Source organism: Bradyrhizobium sp. SMVTL-02 (assembly GCF_051853005.1).
Classification (GTDB): Bacteria; Pseudomonadota; Alphaproteobacteria; order Rhizobiales; family Xanthobacteraceae; genus Bradyrhizobium.
This window is the reverse complement of sequence record NZ_CP182469.1, coordinates 4,249,904-4,267,712: the sequence shown is the minus strand read 5'-3', so window position 1 is coordinate 4,267,712 and position 17,809 is coordinate 4,249,904. Positions and strand designations below refer to the sequence as shown.

Genomic DNA, 17,809 nt, shown 5'->3' with positions numbered 1-17,809 from the left:
GACGGCCCCAACGCGTTATGAGAGCTTGCCGACGGCCTTCTCCAGGAGGTCCCAGGCCTGGTCACCATATTTACCCTTCCACTCGGCGTAGAAGCCGGCGGAGCGCAGCTTGTCGCGGAACGGCGCGACGGCGGGCTGGTTGAAGGTCAGGCCCTTGCCCGCGAGCTCCTGCTGCAGATTGGCATTGAGCTTGGCGGTGTCTTCGCGCTCCTTGACGGCCGCGGCATTGATGTTCTTGGCGACGATGGTGCGCACGTCCTCCGGCAGCGCGCTCCAGGCGCGGCGGTTGGCCAGGAACCAGAAGCCATCCCACATGTGGTTGGTCAGCGAGCAGTACTTCTGCACCTCGTACAGTTTGGCGGTCGAGATGATCGCCAGCGGGTTCTCCTGGCCCTCGACGATCTTGGTCTGGAGCGCCGAATAGACCTCGCTGAAATTGATCGAGGCGGGTGCGGCGTCGAACGCCTTGAACATCGAGGTCCACAGCGGCGACACCGGGACGCGGATCTTGAAGCCCTTGAGGTCGTCGGGACCGGTGATCGGCTTGGTCGAGGACGTGGTCTGGCGGAAGCCGTTGTCCCAGATCTTGTCCATGACCTCGAGGCCGGCCTTCTTGATCTCGCCGCGGACATGGGCGCCGAGGTCGCCGTCCATGGCCTTCCAGACCATGTCGTAGTCGGGGAACGCAAAGCCGATGCCGTTGATGGAGGCCGCCGGCACCAGGGTCGACAGGATCAGGCCCGACAGCGTGAAGAACTCGACGCCGCCGGAGCGGATCTGGCTCAGCATGTCGGTGTCGGAGCCGAGCTGGTTGTTCGGGAATATCTGGAGGTCGAACTTGCCGTTGGTCTCGCTCTTGATCGCCGCCGCCATCTCCTTGGCGCGCACGTTCAGCGGATGGGTGTCCGGCAGGTTGTTGGCGTATTTGTAGGTGAACTCGGCGCTCTCGGCGCGGGCCACATGGGGCGCACTGAGGCCGCCCAGGACCGCGGTCGCGGCGGAGGCCTTGAGAAGCGTGCGTCGGGAAAATCGCGTTGAAAAGACCATGGGTCTGCTTCCTCGGAAGGATTGTTTTTGTTCTGAGATGCAAACCTATACGGACGTCACGTCAGAAGGTCATCTGCGATCTCGTGAAGCTCGCTTATTGCAGCCGGACAACGTCACGGCAATATCGGCTTTTGGCACATGGGCGTGACAGAAAAGTACGAAAACGACCCCATGCACAGTAGCCGTCAAGGGTCGGGACGACGGTCGAGCGCCGCGGTCGGAAAAGGCGCGAGAGCGAACGTGTGGTGTCAGGAATTCCGCCTAAATATTTGATCCAATTGTATATAAATATATTCCATAATATACCTTATGCGAATTACGGATGTAGGCGCAAAGCTAAAATGTCAGCACTGAACAAAGTTGGAATGTCAGTCTTCGACCTCCTTGTGACGGAGTTTGGGGGCTGCGGAACCGATGGGTTTAGTGTTGATGAGCAAGCGAGAACTGAACCGCCTCGAGGTGCTGGCGCGACTGGATGGCGGCAAGTTGACGCCCTTGGCTGCAGCCGATCTGATGCGCCTCACACTCCGGCAGACCTATCGGCTGCTCAAGCGCTACCGCCACGACGGCGCCCCGTCCATCGCCAACCAACGGCGCGGCCAACCTTCAAACAACCGTCTGCCGGATGCCGTGCGCGACCATGCGATCGCGTTGGTTCGTGAGCATTATCCGGATTTCGGACCGACGCTTGCCGCTGAGAAGTTGGCCGAACGACACGAGTTATATGTGTCCCGGGAGACGCTGCGCGGCTGGATGCGGCAGGCCGGGATCTGGCTGCCACGCGCCGAGCGCAAACGGTTTCAGCAGCCCCGCCATCGCCGCGAGCACCTCGGCGAGTTGATCCAGATCGACGGTTCGGAGCATCGCTGGTTCGAGGATCGTGCGCCGCCCTGCACGCTTCTGGTATTCATCGATGACGCTACCAGCACCCTGATGGAACTCCGGTTCGTCGCCTCCGAGAGCACGTTTGCATATTTTGAGACGCTGAAGAGCTATCTGCTGCAGCACGGCAAGCCCGTGGCGTTCTATTCCGACAAGCATTCGATCTTTCGGGTTTCCAACGAGGATGCGGCGGGCGGCGACGGCATGACGCAGTTTGGCCGGGCCCTGTCGGAGCTCAATATCGAGATTCTGTGCGCCAATAGCAGCCAAGCCAAAGGCCGTGTGGAGCGAGCACATCAGACGCTCCAGGATCGGCTGGTGAAGGAGCTGCGGTTGGCCGGGATATCGAGCATCGAAGCCGCCAACACGTTCCTGCCGGCGTTCATGGCCGACTACAATCGCCGCTTTGCCAAGGCCCCGGCGAGCGAGCGTGATCTGCACCGGCCGATGGGCGGCATCGATTGGCTCGACGACATTCTGTGTTGGCGGGAGCAGCGCCATGTTTCGCGCCAGCTTGTGGTGAACTACAACCGCATGAAGCTGATGCTACGGCCCAATACAACAACCGCCTCTCTCGCGGGCAAGTCGATCGATGTCTACGACTTCCCCGACGGCCGACTTGAACTGCGCTGGAAAGGCTTGCCACTGCCCTATTCCGCGTTCGACAAGCTGCAGCGGGTCAGCCATGCCGCGATCGTCGAGAACAAGCGTCTCGGCGAGGTCCTGGCCTGGATCAAGGAACAGCAGGATGGAGCGCCCCCTCCTCGCGGCGATCTGGTCGGTCCAAGACGATCGAGCCAGAAAGGCGGTCTCCTGAAGGACCGCGCCGACCGCCTCGCTCAGATCGAGAAGTCGCAGAAACCCGCCCGCCTGGCCCGCCGCCGCTGCGATATGGGAGTCTCCGCAGCGTCGGGCCAGGCTCCGTCAGAAGCCGCCGAGTGACATTCCAACTTTGCGGAGCCAGAGACATTTCAACTTGGTTGCAACAACGGACATGGCGGTCCCCGCTGGGTGTCGATATGGGTTGGATCTGAGTCGTTCGCGCTGGATCTGAGCCTGCACCCCTCCTTTCGGCAAGCGCGAGCGCTGCGCGTGCGGAACACGGCCGGCGAACTTGTCGCGAAAATGGGCCACCGTTCAGTGGCGTGCGTGGCGTCGTCACCCGACGGTGCACGTCCTGGGGCGGCCCGCCGGCGGCGTGGCGAACCAAGCGGAAGGGTCCGTCGGACCAGGTCGAGGTGCCCTCGAGGGTCGATCACCACCCTGCTCCCGGCGGCTTGATGCAGCCTGTCGACGGCCAACGTTAGTCCCGAGCCCAAACCGGGATGCGTGTCGTTGGGCATCCTTCAAAGCGTCGAGCAAAGCTTGGGCGTGCATTCCGGCGGGTCCCGGCACTGAGCAACGTCGCTTAAGAACAACCGCTGCCGGAACGAGAGTTCAGAGGGCCTCCTGGTTTGAGCTGCCCTCCGAGAACTCGCGCCGCCAGGCCGGCGGCCTGACGCGGCTGCGGCCCTACCAGGTCGGCAGGTACGTGCCCTTGAAGCGCGCCTCCAGGAACGCCTTGACGGGCTCGGAGTGATAGGCCTCGATCAGCGGCTTCACCCAGGGCTTGTCCTTGTCCTCTTCGCGGACGGCCAGGATGTTGACCCAGGGACCATCGGGGTTTTCGCGGGCGATCGCATCGGTTGCCGGGTTGAGGCCGGCCTGCACCGCGTAATTGTTGTTGATCGAGACGACGTCGACGTCCTGCAGCGCGCGCGGAAGCTGGGCTGCATCGAGTTCGACGAAGCGGAGCTTCTTCGGGTTGTCGGTGATGTCGGCGATGGTCGAGGAGACGTTGTTCGGGTCCTTCAGCTTGATCGCGCCATGCAGCGCCAAAATCATCAGGCCGCGGGCGCCGTTGGAGGGATCGTTGGCGATCGCGACGCGCGCGCCTTCGGGCAGATCGGCGAGCTTCTTGTATTTCTGCGAGTAGACGCCCTGCGGCGAGCCGATCGTGTTGGCGACCTTGACGATCTTCCAGCCGGTCTTGGAGATCTGGTTCTTCAGGTATGGCTCGTGCTGGAACGAATTGGCTTCAAGGTCCTTCAGCGCCAGCGCCTGGTTCGGGATCACGTAGTCGGTGAACTCGACCACCTTGATGTCGAGGCCGCGTTCGGCACCGACCTTCTTCACGACATCGAGGATCTCGGCATGGGGACCGGCCGTGACGCCGACGCGGATCGTTTCGGCCTGGGCAGTGGTCGCTAGCAAGGCTGCAGCTGCAAGGGTTGCGAGAAAACGCATTGAAGTCTCCAGTTTCGAAAAAGTTTGGTTCAGCGGTGCCGCAGCCGGCGGTTGACCCGGCGCGCGAGGTAGTCGCCCGCGCTCTGTACGAGCTGCACCAGCGCGATCAGCACGACCACGACGGCGAGCATCATCTCCGGCATGAAACGCTGGTAGCCGTAGCGGATGCCAAGATCGCCGAGGCCGCCGCCGCCGACCGCGCCGACCATGGCGGAGTAGCCGAGCAGGCTGACCACGGCGAGCGTCAGCGCCAGCAAGAGGCCCGGCAGCGCCTCGGGGATCAGCACCTTGAGCACGATCTGGATTGGCGAAGCCCCGAACGAGGACGCGGTCTCGATCAGCCCGCCATCGACCTCGCGGATCGCAGCTTCCACGAGGCGCGCGATGAACGGCGCGGAGGCGATGGTCAGGGGCACGATCGCGGCGGTCGAGCCGATCGAGGTGCCGGCAATGAGCCGGGTGAACGGGATGATGGCCACGACGAGGATAATGAAGGGCGTCGACCGCGTCGCATTGACGACCATGCCGAGCACGCGATTGACGAGCGGGGCCGCGAACAGCTCGCCCTTCCGGCTCGTGGCGAGGAAGACGCCGAGCGGCAGGCCGAAGGCGGTGCCGAGCAGCGCGGCGATGCCGACCATGTACAGGCTCTCGCCCGTGGCCTGGATGATGAGGTTGATGAGTTCAGGCGACATGGCCGAGATGCTCCGCCGAGAATTGATATTGAGAGAGCCAGGCGAGAACCCGCGCCTGCGCGTCCTCGCCGCCGGGTACACCGAGAACGAGCGAGCCGACATGCTGGCCGCCGATCTCGTCGATGCGGGCCGACAGCAGCGCCACGTCGAGCCCGAGCTCGCGCGCGAGCCGCGCCACCACGGTGTCACCGGCCCCCGCCCCGCGCACCTGGACGCGGATCACGGCCTGCCCGCCGGCAGGTCGCTCCGGAGCGATCCGGCTCGCCAGCGAGACCGGCAGGCTGTCGCCAATCACTTCGGCGAGGAAGGACTGCGTGATCGGATGCTTGGGATGGGTGAAGATGTCGGCGACATGGCCGCTCTCGACGACGTGTCCGGCGTCCAGCACCACCACTTCCTTGGCGAGCTGGCGCACCACGGACATTTCGTGGGTGATCAGCACGATGGTGACCCCAAGCTCGCTGTTGATGTTGGCGAGCAGGTCGAGGATCGCGCGCGTGGTCTGCGGATCGAGCGCCGAGGTCGCCTCGTCCGACAGCAGCACGCTCGGCCGCGTCGCGAGGGCTCGCGCGATGCCGACGCGCTGCTTCTGGCCGCCGGAGAGTTCCGAAGGATACCGGTCATGCTTGTCGGCGATGCCGACCAGCGCGAGCAGCTCGGTCACACGGGCCTTGATGTCGGCCTTGGTCCAGCCGGCAATCTCGAGCGGCAGCGCGATGTTGTCGGCGGCCGTGCGCGAGGACAGCAGGTTGAAGTGCTGGAAGATCATGCCGATCGAGCGCTGCGCCAGCCGCAGCTCGCGGCCGGCGAGCGCCGAGATGTCCCTGTCGTCGACGATGACGCGGCCCGTGGTCGGCTTCTCCAGCCCGTTGATCAGGCGCACCAGGCTGGACTTGCCGGCGCCGGATCGGCCGATCACGCCGGTGATGGAACCACGGGGAATCGCGAAGTCGATATTCTCGAGCGCGTTGACGCCGGGCTTGCCGCGATAGGCCGGGTAGGTCTTGGAGATGCCTTCGAAATGGACCATCGCGCCCGGCTCGACTGCAGCGGGTGAGATCGGTTCAAGCGTTTCGATCGGTTGTCCGGTCGCGAGCGATTGGTGGGCGTTCATGGAGGAGGCCTTCATGCACAATAGTTCGCGTTCCCGCGCCCCGGGGGGCGCATGGGAACCAGGTCGCATCGAGCGACGGGGAGCAGCGGTGAGGCCCCGAAGGAACGCGCTGCACCGCAGCAGGCACCATCGCCTTTTCCGGTCTTTCTTGCAATTTCAGATATTTGGCAGGAGTTGGACGAAGATTTCCCATTCCTTCCCCGGAGAAGAATATTCCTCCGCGGGGGTATCGGCCTCGCGCCCGGCTCAGGAGACCCTCAGCCAGGGCAGCACGATCAGCAAGAGCCCTGCGAAATAGAGCAGCCCGAAGATCAGCCCAAATCCCCAGAACTGGCCCTTTCCGATATAGCCGCTGCCGAAATACATCGGCGCCGGTCCGGTTGCATAAGGCGAGATCACGCCCATCAGGCCGAGCGAATACATGCAGAGCATGGCCAGCGTCGTGACCGGCAGGTCGGCGATGCCGGAGCCGACCGCCAGCACCACCGGCAGCACGGCAGCGGCGTGCGAGGTGATGCTCGAGAAGAAATAGTGGATCCAGAAGAACAGCGCGACCAGCAGGAGCATCGCGGTCGAGGGCGGCAGCCCCGCGAGCGGTTTTGCGTATTCGGTCGCGAACCATTTGATGAAGCCGATCTCGTTGAGGCCGGAGGCCAGCGTCAGCAGCGAGGTGAAATAGAAGAACACCTCCCAGGCGCTCTTCTCGCTGACGATGTCGGCGAATTCGATCACGCCGGTGACGAGCATCAGGGAGATCACGATGAACACGACGGTGGTGGCGTTGACGAAGTTCGAGCCGAGCACGGGCACGCGGATGTCGGGGCTCGATCCCGCGATCCACAGGAACATCGCGAGCACGATCAGCACCAGCATGATCCATTCGTTGCGTGACATCGGCCCCATGGCCGACAATTCCTTCGCCGCCCATTCGGAGATCTCCGGACTGCGCTTCACCTCCGGGCGGCACACGACGTAGCTGAGCAGCGGCACCAGCACCATCAGCAGGATGCCGAGCGGCGCGAAGCCGATGAACCATTGCCCCCAGCTCACCTCGACCCCGACGGTCTTCTTGGCGATCGCCAGCGCCGCCGCGTTGGGCGCCAGCGCGGTGAAGAACAGCGAGCTGGTGATCGCGGTCGCGGCGAAAGCCGTCCACATCACATAGGTGCCGATCTTGCCGGCGGTCGGTCCGGGCTCCGAGCCGTAGATGCGCGGAATGTTGCTGATGATGGGATAGACGATGCCGCCGCTGCGCGCCGTATTTGAGGGCGTTGCCGGCGCCAGCAGGAAATCCGACATGGCGACCGCATAGCCGAGGCCGAGCGTGTTGCGGCCGAGCCGCTGCACCAGCACCAGCGCGATGCGCCGGCCGAGCTGGCTCTTGCGGTAGCCGATCGAGAACACGAAGGCGCCGACGATCAGCCACACCGTGCTCTCGGCGAAGCCCGCCAGCATCCAGCGCAGCGATTTGCCAGGATCCGGGTCGATATAGCCGGCGACGCCTGCGACCGTCAGGCCAATGAGGCCGACAGCGCCGACCGGCATCGATTCCAGGATGAGCCCGGTGATGACGGCCGCGAAAACGGCAAAATAGTGCCACTGATTGACGTTGAGCCCCGACGGCACGGGCCACAGATAGATCGCCAGCCACACCACGAGCGGCGCGATCAGCTTCCAGCGAAACCCTTTTGCTTCAGGCGCCTGTGAACTAGCGGCCATAAGCCCTCCCCTCGATTGCCGTCACATCGTGCGCCCGTTGGCGGGCCGTTCTTGTCGCAGTTCGGCGTATACGAACTGTCCGCAGCGCGATCAATGGCCAGACTCGGGTTCTGTCGCTCCGCGCCCCGATTTTCCGGAGGCTCACAAATGCCCGGTGCGCCGGTGCTCCGGCTCACTGCCGTGGACACCGGAAAGCGGATGGTGGTACCGATGGTGATCCAGTTGGCGTTCTCGCCGGTGATGTTGCGGCAGTAGATTACGTCGACGGAGAATATCTCGTTTAGCCGGTAACGCACGCCGGAGGGATTGGCGACCGCCGAGAAGTCGCCGTTCGAAGCCGCCGAGATCCAGCTTTCGACCTTGCAGGAGCCGACCTCGGAGATGTCGGCGGCATCCACCGCATAGGCGCCATTCGCGGCGCGCGCATCCCGTGCCGCAACTGCGACAAGAGCCGCAATTGCGGCGGTTATTCCGGCTCGTCCAGCCAAGCCCATAGCCGGATGTCAGCAGGGTCTTCGCCTCGACAAGGCCCGGATTCTGGGACTATCTTCGCGCCATGAGCGAGCATCATCACGGCCACGATCACGACCATTCGGAGCTGTCGGAGACCGAGCTGCGCGTGCGCGCGCTCGAGACGATCCTGACCGAAAAAGGCTATGTCGAGCCGGCCGCGCTCGATGCCATCATCCAGGCCTACGAGACCAAAATCGGCCCGCATAACGGGGCACGCGTCGTCGCCAAGGCCTGGACCGATCCGGCCTTCAAGCAGGCGTTGCTGGAGGACGGCTCCAAGGCGATCGGCACGCTCGGTCACGTCAGCCGCGTCGGCGACCATCTCGTCGTGGTCGAGAACACACCGACGCGGCACAACATGGTCGTGTGCACGCTGTGCTCCTGCTACCCCTGGGAAATGTTGGGGCTGCCGCCGGTCTGGTACAAGGCTGCGCCCTATCGTTCGCGCGCAGTGAAGGATCCGCGCGGCGTGCTCGCCGATTTCGACGTGACCCTGCCGAAGGACATGGAGATCCGGGTCTGGGACTCGACTGCGGAGACCCGCTTCCTGGTGCTGCCGATGCGCCCCGCGGGCACCGAAGGCTGGAGCGAGGAGCAACTCGCCGAGCTCGTCACGCGCGATTCCATGATCGGCACCGGCTTTCCGAGGACGCCGGGAGCGCCGTCATGAACGGTGTGCACGACATGGGCGGCATGGACGGGTTCGGCAAGGTCGAGCCCGAGCCGAACGAACCGATGTTTCATGAGGAATGGGAGTCGCGCGTGCTGGCCATGGTGCGCGCCATGGGCGCGGCTGGCGCCTTCAACATCGACACCTCGCGTTTCTATCGCGAGACGCTGCCGCCGCATGTGTATCTCTCGAGCTCGTACTACAAGAAATGGTTCCTCGGGCTCGAGGAGATGCTGATCGAGAAGGGCTACCTTACCCGCGAGGAAGTCGCTGCCGGACACGCGATGAAGCCCGGCAAGGCGCTCAAGCACGGCAAGTTCGACCTCTCCAATGTCGAGCGTGTGATGGTGCGCGGCAAGTTCGCCCGCCCTGCCCCGGCGCCGGCGAAATTCAACATCGGCGATCGCGTGCGTGCCAAGAACATTCATCCGGCGACGCATACGCGGCTGCCGCGCTATGTCCGCGGCCACGTCGGCGTCGTCGAGCTCAACCATGGCTGCCACGTGTTTCCTGACTCGGCGGCGATGGAGCGCGGCGAGGATCCGCAATGGCTCTACACCGTCGTGTTCGAGGGACGTGATCTCTGGGGCGAGGACGGCGATCCGACGCTGAAAGTGTCGATCGACGCGTTCGAGCCGTACCTGGATCCGGCATGATGAGCAGCACGGTTGCTGCTGCCGCGACGGCGGCGATCCCGAGCATTCCCCGCGATGACGACGGCCCGGTGTTTCGCGCGCCCTGGGAGGCGCATGCGTTCGCAATGGCCTTGACGCTGCACGAGCGCGGCGTATTCACTTGGCCCGAATGGGCCGCGGCGCTCGCCGACGAGATCAAGCGCGCGCAGGCCGCCGGCGATCCCGACACGGGCAAGACCTACTATCTGCACTGGCTTGCCACGCTGGAAGGCCTCGTCGCGCGCAAGGGCGTTGCTTCGATGGAAACGCTGCACCGCTACCGCGACGCCTGGGATCACGCGGCGGATCGCACGCCGCACGGCAAGCCGATCGAGCTGCGGCCGGAAGATTTTGGCTAGCCGTCGCTGAGTTCGTCATTGCGAGCGCAGCGAAGCAATCCAGAACCCCTCCGCGGCGGCGGTCTGGATTGCTTCGTCGCAAGGGCTCCTCGCAATGACGCGGCGTCCTCAGCGCCCCGCCACAAACTCCCGCCACCCCTTCGCCCGCAAACTGCACGCCGGGCACTCGCCGCAGCCATAACCCCAGTCATGCTGCGCGCCGCGTTCGCCGAGATAGCAGGTGTGGGACTGCTCGCGAATGAGGTCGACCAGGCCGTCGCCGCCGAGATCATGCGCCAGCTTCCACGTCGCGGCCTTGTCGATCCACATCAGCGGCGTATGCAGCTCGACCGGCCTCGCCATGCCGAGCGAGAGCGCGGCCTGCATGGCGCGGATGGTCTCGTCGCGGCAATCGGGGTAGCCGGAATAGTCGGTCTCGCACATGCCGCCGACGATGTGGGTGATGCCGCGCCGGTAGGCCAGCGCCGCGGCAAAGGTCAGGAACACGAGGTTGCGGCCCGGCACGAAGGTGTTGGGCAGGCCATCGGCGCCCATCGCGATGGCAACGTCGCGCGTCAGTGCCGTCTCGGACACGGCGGCCAGCGTCGGAATGGACAGCGTGTGGCTGTCGCCGAGCTTTGCGGCCCAATCGGCGCGCAGGCCCTTGATGCCGTCGAACAGGCGGTCGCGGCAAGCGAGCTCAATGGCGTGGCGCTGGCCGTACTCGAACCCCAGCGTCTCCACGCGGGCAAAGCGGCTCAGCGCCCAGGCGAGGCAGGTGGTAGAATCCTGACCGCCGGAGAACAGCACCAGTGCGGTTTCGGAGGAAAATGCGTCACTCATGGCCGCGCTTTAGCACTGCGCACCTCGCCCGCCAATCGGTGGAAATCGGCCTGTTCCGGCGCACGCCGCTGGGAACGGCTGCCCGCTTTTGGCATAAGGCTTTGGACCCAGGAGAACGGCCCGCAATGACCCCTTCCCGCGACATTTCCCGCCTGATCGAGATCATGGCGGCGCTGCGCACGCCGGTGACCGGCTGCCCCTGGGACCTCGAGCAGGATTTTGCGACCATCGCGCCCTACACGATCGAGGAAGCCTATGAGGTGGTCGACGCGATCACCCGCGGCGATCTCGACGACCTCCGCGAAGAACTCGGCGACCTGCTGCTCCAGGTCGTGTTCCACGCCCAGATGGCTGAGGAGCAGAACGCCTTTTCCTTCGGCGACGTGGTCGAGGCCATCACCCGCAAGATGATCCGGCGCCATCCTCACGTCTTCGCCGACAAGGACGGCAATCTCGCCCCGCACCACGTCAAGGAAGTCTGGGACCGCATCAAGGCCGAGGAGAAGGCCGAGCGCGCCGCCCGCCGGCCGCCGGAGGAGACATCGGCCCATAAGTCGCTGCTGTCCGGCGTCAAGGCCGGCCAGCCGGCGCTGACGCGCGCGATGGAGCTGCAGCGCAAGGCCTCGACCGTCGGCTTCGACTGGAACGACCCCCGCGCGGTGCTGCACAAGATTCGCGAGGAGGTCGACGAGATCGAGGCGGCATTGGACCGAAGCGACAAGCAGGAGATTGCCGAAGAGACCGGCGACCTGATGTTCGCACTCGTCAACCTCGCCCGCCATGTCGATGCCGATCCGGAAGCCGCGTTGCGCGCGACCAACGCGAAGTTCGAGCGGCGCTTTGCGTTCATCGAGCGCGCGCTGCAGGCGCAGGGCCGCACGCTGGAGCAGGCCTCGCTGGAAGAGATGGACGCGCTTTGGAATGCGGCAAAGAGTGACGAGCAACAACTTGCGACAGGCGGGAGAACCAATCGAGCCCGCCGCTAACTCCGCCGTCGTCCCGGCGAAGGCCGGGACCCAACAGGAGGCAATTTGGCGAACGCTCGGAGTTATGTGTTGGTTGGTACGAAGACCGTGCGATCTCGACAGATCGTGCGGGATGGGTCCCGGCCTTCGCCGGGCCGACTAAACTCATAGATCAAGCCACGCGCGGCACGGCGTCGAACCTGTTCACCACGATATCCCGCTTGGTCTCATCCACCCGCACGGTCATGTCGAAGCGGCCATCGTGCAGCTCCTTGGCCAGCACCTCGGAATTGCGATGCAGCCAGGAGATGCCGGCGCCGTCCGACGCGTCGATGGAGAGATCGAGCGTGGTGCGCTTGGCGGCTAAGCGCTCCTCGATCGCGGCAAGCAGCGCGTCGATGCCCTCGCCCGACACGGCGGACACCAGCATCGCCGGATGGTCCTCCGGCCGGCGCGCGGCGATGTTCAAGAGCTCTTCGCGCTGCTGGGCGTCGTAGCGGTCGATCTTGTTCCAGACCTCGATGATGCGGCCGCTGTCATCGGGATTGATGCCGAGCTGGCGCAGCACCGCGTCGACGTCGCTCTGCTGCGCCTCGGCATCCTCGTGCGAGATATCGCGCACATGCAGGATGACGTCGGCCTCCAGCACCTCCTCCAGCGTGGCGCGGAAGGCGGCGACGAGCTGCGTCGGCAGGTTGGAGATGAAGCCGACGGTGTCGGACAGCATCGCCTTGCCGCCATGCGGCAGGTTGAGCGCGCGCAAGGTGGGGTCGAGGGTTGCGAACAGCATGTCGGCGGCCTGCACGTCTGCACGGGTCAGCCGGTTGAACAGCGTCGATTTGCCGGCGTTGGTGTAGCCGACCAGCGCCACGACGCGGTACGGCACGCGCTGGCGGCCGGCGCGATGCAGCCGACGCGTGGCCTGCACCTTCTTCAGCTCGCTCTCGAGCTTGGTGATGCGTTCCTGGATCAGGCGGCGGTCGGCCTCGATCTGGGTCTCGCCGGGACCGCCCATGAATCCGAAACCGCCGCGCTGGCGTTCGAGATGGGTCCAGGATCGCACCAGGCGCGAGCGCTGGTAGTTGAGATGCGCGAGCTCGACCTGGAGCGCCCCCTCCTTGGTCTTGGCGCGGCGGCCGAAGATTTCCAGGATGAGACCGGTGCGGTCGAGCACCTTGGCGTGCAGCTCCTTCTCGAGATTGCGCTGCTGGATCGGCGCCAGCGCGCAATCCATCACCACGAGCTCGACGTCGAGGCTCTTGGCCAGCGCGGCGATCTCCTCGACCTTGCCCTTGCCGATATAGGTGGCGGGCCGGATCTGGCTGATCGGCGCGATGATCGCATCGGCAATGACGAGGTCGATCGCGCGCGCGAGGCCTGCGGCTTCATCGAGCCGCGCCTCGGCGTCACGTTGGACATGACCTTCCGATTGCGCGTCGGCACTTCCCGCGCGCACTCGTAAATAGGGACCGATGACAAGCACCCGCCCCGTCTGCTTAGCCCCTGCCGACCGCGGACGGTCGGCCTCCCCGTCGAAATTCCGGGGTTCCAATCAGATCACTCTCAAGCCGGCTGATCCTCGCCGCCTTCGAACAACTGGATGGGCGCGCCCGGCATGATGGTCGAGATCGCATGCTTGTACACCAGCTGCGAGTGACCGTCGCGACGGAGCAGCAAACAGAAATTGTCGAACCAGGTCACGATGCCCTGGAGCTTCACTCCGTTGACCAGAAAGATCGTCAGTGGCGTCTTGGTTTTGCGAACGTGATTAAGGAAGGTGTCCTGCAGGTTTTGTGCGCGGTCTGCCGCCATTGTTTTTTTCTCGCTTTGAGTTTCTTTTTATTGCGCCGGATGCGGCCCTCTTTGTGAGATTCGGGGCCTCTTCCGGTTGCCGCTCCTCATGAGATCCCCCTCGGAGGAACGGCGGTTCGATTAGAAGACAGGTCGGGTTATTAGGCAAGCCGCTTCGCGCGGCAGCCCATGCTCTATTGCCCCGAAAAACTACGGAAATCGATGGTTTTCCTCGTTTAACCCTGGCGGGCCGCCGCGATGTCGCGCTGCTGGCCTCTTGTCTCCTGTATGCGGGCCGGTATCCACCTCGCTCGCAGCGCTTTAACCGACGCCGAGTGCTTTCAGCTTCCGGTGCAGAGCCGACCGTTCCATGCCAACGAACTCGGCCGTACGAGAAATATTTCCTGAAAAACGGCTGATCTGTGCGATCAAATAGTCGCGCTCGAACACTTCGCGTGCTTCGCGCAACGGCAGGCCCATGATGTGCTCGCCATTGTTGCTGGTCGGCATCGCCGGCACCATCGAGCCGACGTCCTGCGGCAGCATGTCGGCGGTGATGATCACCTCCGGGCCGCCGGCGGCCAGAATCATGACTCGTTCAACGTTGTTGCGGAGTTGGCGCACATTGCCCGGCCAGACGTGCGATTGCAGCACCGCCATCGCGTCCTGACCGATCTGGCGCTTGGGCAGGCCGCTGCCAGCCGAGATCTGCTCCATGAAGTAATCGATCAGCTCCGGAATGTCCTCGCGCCGCTCCGACAGCGCCGGCACGCGGATCGGCACCACCGAGAGCCGGTGGTAGAGGTCCTCGCGGAAATGCCCGGCCGCGATCTCCTCCTCGAGGTTGCGCGCGGTCGAGGAGATGATGCGCACGTCGACCTGCACCTTGGCGGTGCCGCCGACGCGCTGGAACGACTGCTCGACCAGGACGCGCAGGATCTTGTTCTGGGTCTCGCGCGGCATGTCCGCGATCTCGTCGATGAAGAGCGTGCCGCCATGCGCCTCTTCGAGCGCGCCGGGCTTGCGCGGCTGCTCGCCGTTGGACTGCTCGATGCCGAACAGCTCGTGCTCCATGCGCTCGGGCGTGATCGCGGCGGCGTTGATCACGACGAAGGGACCGTCGGCCCGGCCCGAGGCCGCATGCAGCGTGCGCGCGGTCAGCTCCTTGCCGGCGCCGGCGGGGCCGACGATCAGGATGCGGCTGTTGGCCTTGGCCGCGCGTTCGATGGTCTGGCGCAACTGGTTCATGCTGGGCGAGCGGCCGACCAGCTGGCTTGCGCTCGGCGCGAGCTGCTTCAGCTCCTTGACCTCCCGCTTCAGCCGCGAGTTCTCCAGCGCGCGATTGGCGACCAGGATCAATCGGTCGGCCTTGAACGGCTTCTCGATGAAGTCGTAGGCGCCGCGCTTGATCGCGGCGACCGCGGTCTCGATGTTGCCGTGGCCGGAGATCATCACGACCGGCAGATCGGCATTGTCCTTCTTGACCTGCTCCAGGAGCTGCAGCCCGTCGAGCTTGGAGCCCTGCAGCCAGATGTCGAGGAACACCAAATGCGGCCTGCGATTGGCGATCTCGGCGAGCGCCGAGTCGCTGTCGCGTGCGGTCCGTGTGACGAACCCCTCGTCTTCGAGAATGCCCGCGACGAGATCCCGAATATCGGCTTCGTCATCGACAATCAGAATTTCACTAGCCATGGGTCGCGCCTGTCTTGTCAGCTGCCTGTTGAGGCTTCGATTTTCGTTGAATCATTGGTCTTCTCGTCCGGCTCTTTGGTTCCGGCCGCCGGCTCTTTTGTTTCCTGCGCCTTGATGGAATCCGCAGGCGTTTCCTTGATATCCGGGACGGTCGCGTCCTTCGCCCTTTGCTTGGCGGCCGGCGCCTGCTCGGTTCCCTCGGCCTTCTTGGCCTGGCCGGAAACCGCAAAGCGCATGCGCATCCAGGCGCCGCGCTGGCCTTCGCGGAAGTCGCCGGCATCCTTCAGCTCGATGCGCCCGCCATGGTCTTCCAGCACGCGGCCGACGATCGCAAGGCCAAGGCCGGTGCCCTTGGCGCGCGTGGTCACATAGGGCTCGAGCAACCGCGAGCGCGCGACCTTGGGCAGGCCGATGCCGTTGTCGATCACGTCGATCAGCACGTCATCGCCCTCGCGCGACACCACGACGTCGATGCGGCCTTTGCCGAGCTCCTCCGGCGGGACCTGCTCGATCGCCTCGGTGGCGTTCTTGACGATGTTGGTGACCGCCTGCGAGATCAGCCGCCGGTCGAACTGGGCGCGGAGCGGATCCTCCTTGAACTCGGCTTCGATGTCGAGCTCGGGATGGGCGACCTTCATCAGGAACACCGCCTGCCGCACCGTGTCGGCGACATCCTCGCCCTCCATCACGGGCTTCGGCATCCGCGCAAAGCGCGAGAACTCGTCGACCATGCGCCTGATGTCGTCGACCTGGCGCACGATGGTGTCGGTGCACTGGTCGAAGATCTGCTTGTCCTTGGCCTCGGTGATGTCCTTGCCGAACTTGCGGCGGATGCGCTCGGCGGAGAGCTGAATCGGCGTCAGCGGATTCTTGATCTCGTGAGCGATGCGGCGCGCCACGTCGCCCCAGGCCGAGGTACGCTGGGCCGAGACCAGCTCGGTGATGTCGTCGAGCGTGATGATGTAGCTGTCGTGCGGCTGGTTCTTCTCGGCGCTGACGCGGACCGACAGGTTGCGCTCGGTGCCGTCGCGGGTGATCGTGATCTGGCCCTGCACCAGGCGCTGGGTTCCTTCCCGCGCCGTCTTCATCATCTCGTCGAGCTCGGGCAGAACGTCCGAGAGCGGATGGCCGAGCGTCTCGGCTTCGGAGTGCCCGATCAGCTTCTCGGCGGAGCGATTGAGGATGCCGACACTGCCCGAGGTATCGACGCCGATGATGCCGGCGCTCGCCGAGGACAGCACGGCCTCGATGAAGCGGCGGCGGCTGTCGATGAGGTCGCTGGCGTTGACGAGCTCGTCGCGCTGGCTGCGCAATTCCTGCGTCATCTTGTTGAAGGTCTCGCCCAGCTGGGCGAGATCGCCTTCCGACTGGTGTACCGGCACCTTCACATGGAGATCGCCGGTCGACACCGTATGGGCCGCGTTCATCAGGCGCCGGATCGGCGCCACCAGCGAGTTGGCGAAGTTCAGCCCGATCAGCACCGAGGCCATCAGGATGGTCAGCGCGATCACCGCGAACATCAGCGCGAAGGCGACCTGGATGCCGAGCCGCCGCGACTCGATCTGGGCATATTCGGCGACGCTGACCTCGGTCTGCTTGAGTTGGTTGACCACGTTGGGATCAAGCGGCCGCGCGACGTACAGGAACGTGTCGTTGAAGGCGCGCAGGCGGATCACCGCGGCGACGTAGCTCGCATCCGGCAGCACCGCGATCTCGGGCTCGTTCTCGTTGACGTTGCTGAGGAAGTCCGGCGCCGGCGGCGAATAGGCCAGCCGCATGCCGGTGTCGGCGGATTCCAGGATGTTGGTGTTCTTGTCGATGATCATCGCGCCCGGCAAATTGCGGGAGCTGGCGCTGGCAGTCAGCATCTCGCGAAACGAGCGGCGGTCCTGGTCGTAGAGCGGCCTTGCGTGGGCGATGTCGTTGGCCATGCCGAGAATGTCGCCGCGGATCAGCTGCGCATGGTCCTGCATGTAGGCGCGCGCGATGTTCAGCGAGTTCTGGATGACCTCCTTGGTCGGCCCGGAGAACAGCCGGTCGAGGCCGCGCTCGAGGGTGACGTTTGCGACCACGGAGACCAGCACCGCCGGCAGCAGCGCAACGATCGAGAACAGGCTGACGATCTGGACATGCAGGCGCGCCGCCGCCCTGCCCCGCCGCCGCGCCAGGATCAGCTGCCAGAGCTCGCGGGTGATGATCCCGACCAGCAGCAGGATCGTGCCGGCATTGATCAGGTAGAACGAGCGGACCACCTCCGGCGTCGGATCGATCCGCGTCAGGCCGGTCAGGACCAGGAAGGTCAAAAGGCCCGACAGCAGCGCCAGCGCCACGGCAAAGGGCGCCAGCCAGCGTCGCGGCGACCAGCGCCGCGGCTCTTCGGCTGGGGCCGTGTCAAAGGATGCGGCCGAGGTATCTGCGCTGGTCATTCCGACAATGGTGCTGAAAACGGGTCCGCGGCGGGCGGAGACTGATGTATTCGTACCACATTGTTGCCGAGACACTACAGTGTCAATTAGCACGTGATCTCAGTAGTTTACGGAATTCAACTTCTTCTTTTGGCCACGATTTACCAATTCGAGG

The 17,809-nt window shown here is 64.7% G+C and carries 16 protein-coding genes; 5 read left to right on the top strand and 11 right to left on the bottom strand.

What is annotated here, in order from left to right:
* Window positions 1–15: 15 nt before the first annotated feature.
* On the bottom strand, window positions 16–1,047 hold the full coding sequence (locus tag ACNJYB_RS20120) for a TRAP transporter substrate-binding protein (RefSeq protein WP_439368022.1): 1,032 nt from the start codon (window positions 1,045–1,047) through the stop codon (window positions 16–18).
* 414 nt (window positions 1,048–1,461) lie between these two features.
* Between ACNJYB_RS20120 and ACNJYB_RS20115 the strand changes: the two genes are divergently transcribed.
* The gene (locus ACNJYB_RS20115) at window positions 1,462–2,871 is read left to right on the top strand and encodes an ISNCY family transposase (protein WP_439368021.1); all 1,410 of its coding nucleotides are present in this window, start codon (window positions 1,462–1,464) and stop codon (window positions 2,869–2,871) included.
* Window positions 2,872–3,441: 570 nt separating this feature from the next.
* On the opposite strand, the gene ACNJYB_RS20110 is transcribed toward ACNJYB_RS20115, so the two are convergent.
* From ACNJYB_RS20110 to ACNJYB_RS20090, 5 genes are all read right to left on the bottom strand, one after another.
* Window positions 3,442–4,215 carry a MetQ/NlpA family ABC transporter substrate-binding protein gene (locus tag ACNJYB_RS20110; RefSeq protein WP_439368020.1) on the bottom strand — a complete coding sequence of 258 codons (774 nt, stop codon included), beginning with the start codon at window positions 4,213–4,215 and terminating at the stop codon, window positions 3,442–3,444.
* A gap of 29 nt (window positions 4,216–4,244) precedes the next feature.
* Entirely contained in the window at window positions 4,245–4,910 is a 666-nt protein-coding gene (locus ACNJYB_RS20105) for a methionine ABC transporter permease (RefSeq protein ID WP_439368019.1), read from the bottom strand.
* Window positions 4,900–6,024 (bottom strand): methionine ABC transporter ATP-binding protein, encoded by a 1,125-nt coding sequence (locus ACNJYB_RS20100; protein WP_439368018.1) that lies wholly within the window; start codon window positions 6,022–6,024, stop codon window positions 4,900–4,902. The genes ACNJYB_RS20105 and ACNJYB_RS20100 overlap by 11 nt, the downstream gene beginning before the upstream one ends.
* Before the next feature lie 246 nt (window positions 6,025–6,270).
* Window positions 6,271–7,743: a DASS family sodium-coupled anion symporter gene (locus ACNJYB_RS20095; RefSeq protein ID WP_439368017.1), complete on the bottom strand. Its 1,473-nt coding sequence runs from the start codon at window positions 7,741–7,743 to the stop codon at window positions 6,271–6,273.
* Window positions 7,692–8,141 (bottom strand): hypothetical protein, encoded by a 450-nt coding sequence (locus tag ACNJYB_RS20090; RefSeq protein WP_439368016.1) that lies wholly within the window; start codon window positions 8,139–8,141, stop codon window positions 7,692–7,694. Before ACNJYB_RS20090 ends, ACNJYB_RS20095 begins: the two co-directional genes overlap by 52 nt.
* A gap of 158 nt (window positions 8,142–8,299) precedes the next feature.
* Here ACNJYB_RS20090 and nthA point away from each other — a divergent pair, with 158 nt between their 5' ends.
* Genes nthA through ACNJYB_RS20075 form a run of 3 tightly spaced genes read left to right on the top strand, consistent with a single transcriptional unit; the run spans window position 8,300 to window position 9,959 of the window.
* Window positions 8,300–8,926: a nitrile hydratase subunit alpha gene (gene nthA, locus ACNJYB_RS20085; protein ID WP_439368015.1), complete on the top strand. Its 627-nt coding sequence runs from the start codon at window positions 8,300–8,302 to the stop codon at window positions 8,924–8,926.
* Window positions 8,923–9,582 (top strand): nitrile hydratase subunit beta, encoded by a 660-nt coding sequence (nthB, locus tag ACNJYB_RS20080; RefSeq protein ID WP_439368013.1) that lies wholly within the window; start codon window positions 8,923–8,925, stop codon window positions 9,580–9,582. Before nthA ends, nthB begins: the two co-directional genes overlap by 4 nt.
* The gene (locus ACNJYB_RS20075; RefSeq protein ID WP_439375600.1) at window positions 9,582–9,959 is read left to right on the top strand and encodes a nitrile hydratase accessory protein; all 378 of its coding nucleotides are present in this window, start codon (window positions 9,582–9,584) and stop codon (window positions 9,957–9,959) included. Before nthB ends, ACNJYB_RS20075 begins: the two co-directional genes overlap by 1 nt.
* A gap of 108 nt (window positions 9,960–10,067) precedes the next feature.
* Here ACNJYB_RS20075 and queC read toward each other — a convergent pair whose 3' ends face one another.
* Window positions 10,068–10,781: a 7-cyano-7-deazaguanine synthase QueC gene (queC, locus tag ACNJYB_RS20070; RefSeq protein ID WP_439368011.1), complete on the bottom strand. Its 714-nt coding sequence runs from the start codon at window positions 10,779–10,781 to the stop codon at window positions 10,068–10,070.
* Window positions 10,782–10,906: 125 nt separating this feature from the next.
* Here queC and mazG point away from each other — a divergent pair, with 125 nt between their 5' ends.
* Entirely contained in the window at window positions 10,907–11,767 is an 861-nt protein-coding gene (gene mazG / locus ACNJYB_RS20065) for a nucleoside triphosphate pyrophosphohydrolase (RefSeq protein ID WP_439368010.1), read from the top strand.
* Window positions 11,768–11,918: 151 nt separating this feature from the next.
* Here mazG and hflX read toward each other — a convergent pair whose 3' ends face one another.
* From hflX to ACNJYB_RS20045, 4 genes are all read right to left on the bottom strand, one after another.
* Complete coding sequence (gene hflX, locus ACNJYB_RS20060; RefSeq protein ID WP_439368009.1) at window positions 11,919–13,298, bottom strand: GTPase HflX; 1,380 nt, start codon at window positions 13,296–13,298, stop codon at window positions 11,919–11,921.
* 11 nt (window positions 13,299–13,309) lie between these two features.
* The gene (gene hfq, locus ACNJYB_RS20055) at window positions 13,310–13,558 is read right to left on the bottom strand and encodes an RNA chaperone Hfq (protein ID WP_007591126.1); all 249 of its coding nucleotides are present in this window, start codon (window positions 13,556–13,558) and stop codon (window positions 13,310–13,312) included.
* Between the two features lie 300 nt (window positions 13,559–13,858).
* A complete protein-coding gene (gene ntrX, locus ACNJYB_RS20050; RefSeq protein WP_211401803.1) occupies window positions 13,859–15,229 on the bottom strand; it encodes a nitrogen assimilation response regulator NtrX in 1,371 nt (456 codons plus the stop codon).
* Window positions 15,230–15,246: 17 nt separating this feature from the next.
* Window positions 15,247–17,655: an ATP-binding protein gene (locus ACNJYB_RS20045; protein ID WP_439368008.1), complete on the bottom strand. Its 2,409-nt coding sequence runs from the start codon at window positions 17,653–17,655 to the stop codon at window positions 15,247–15,249.
* Between the last annotated feature and the right edge of the window lie 154 nt (window positions 17,656–17,809).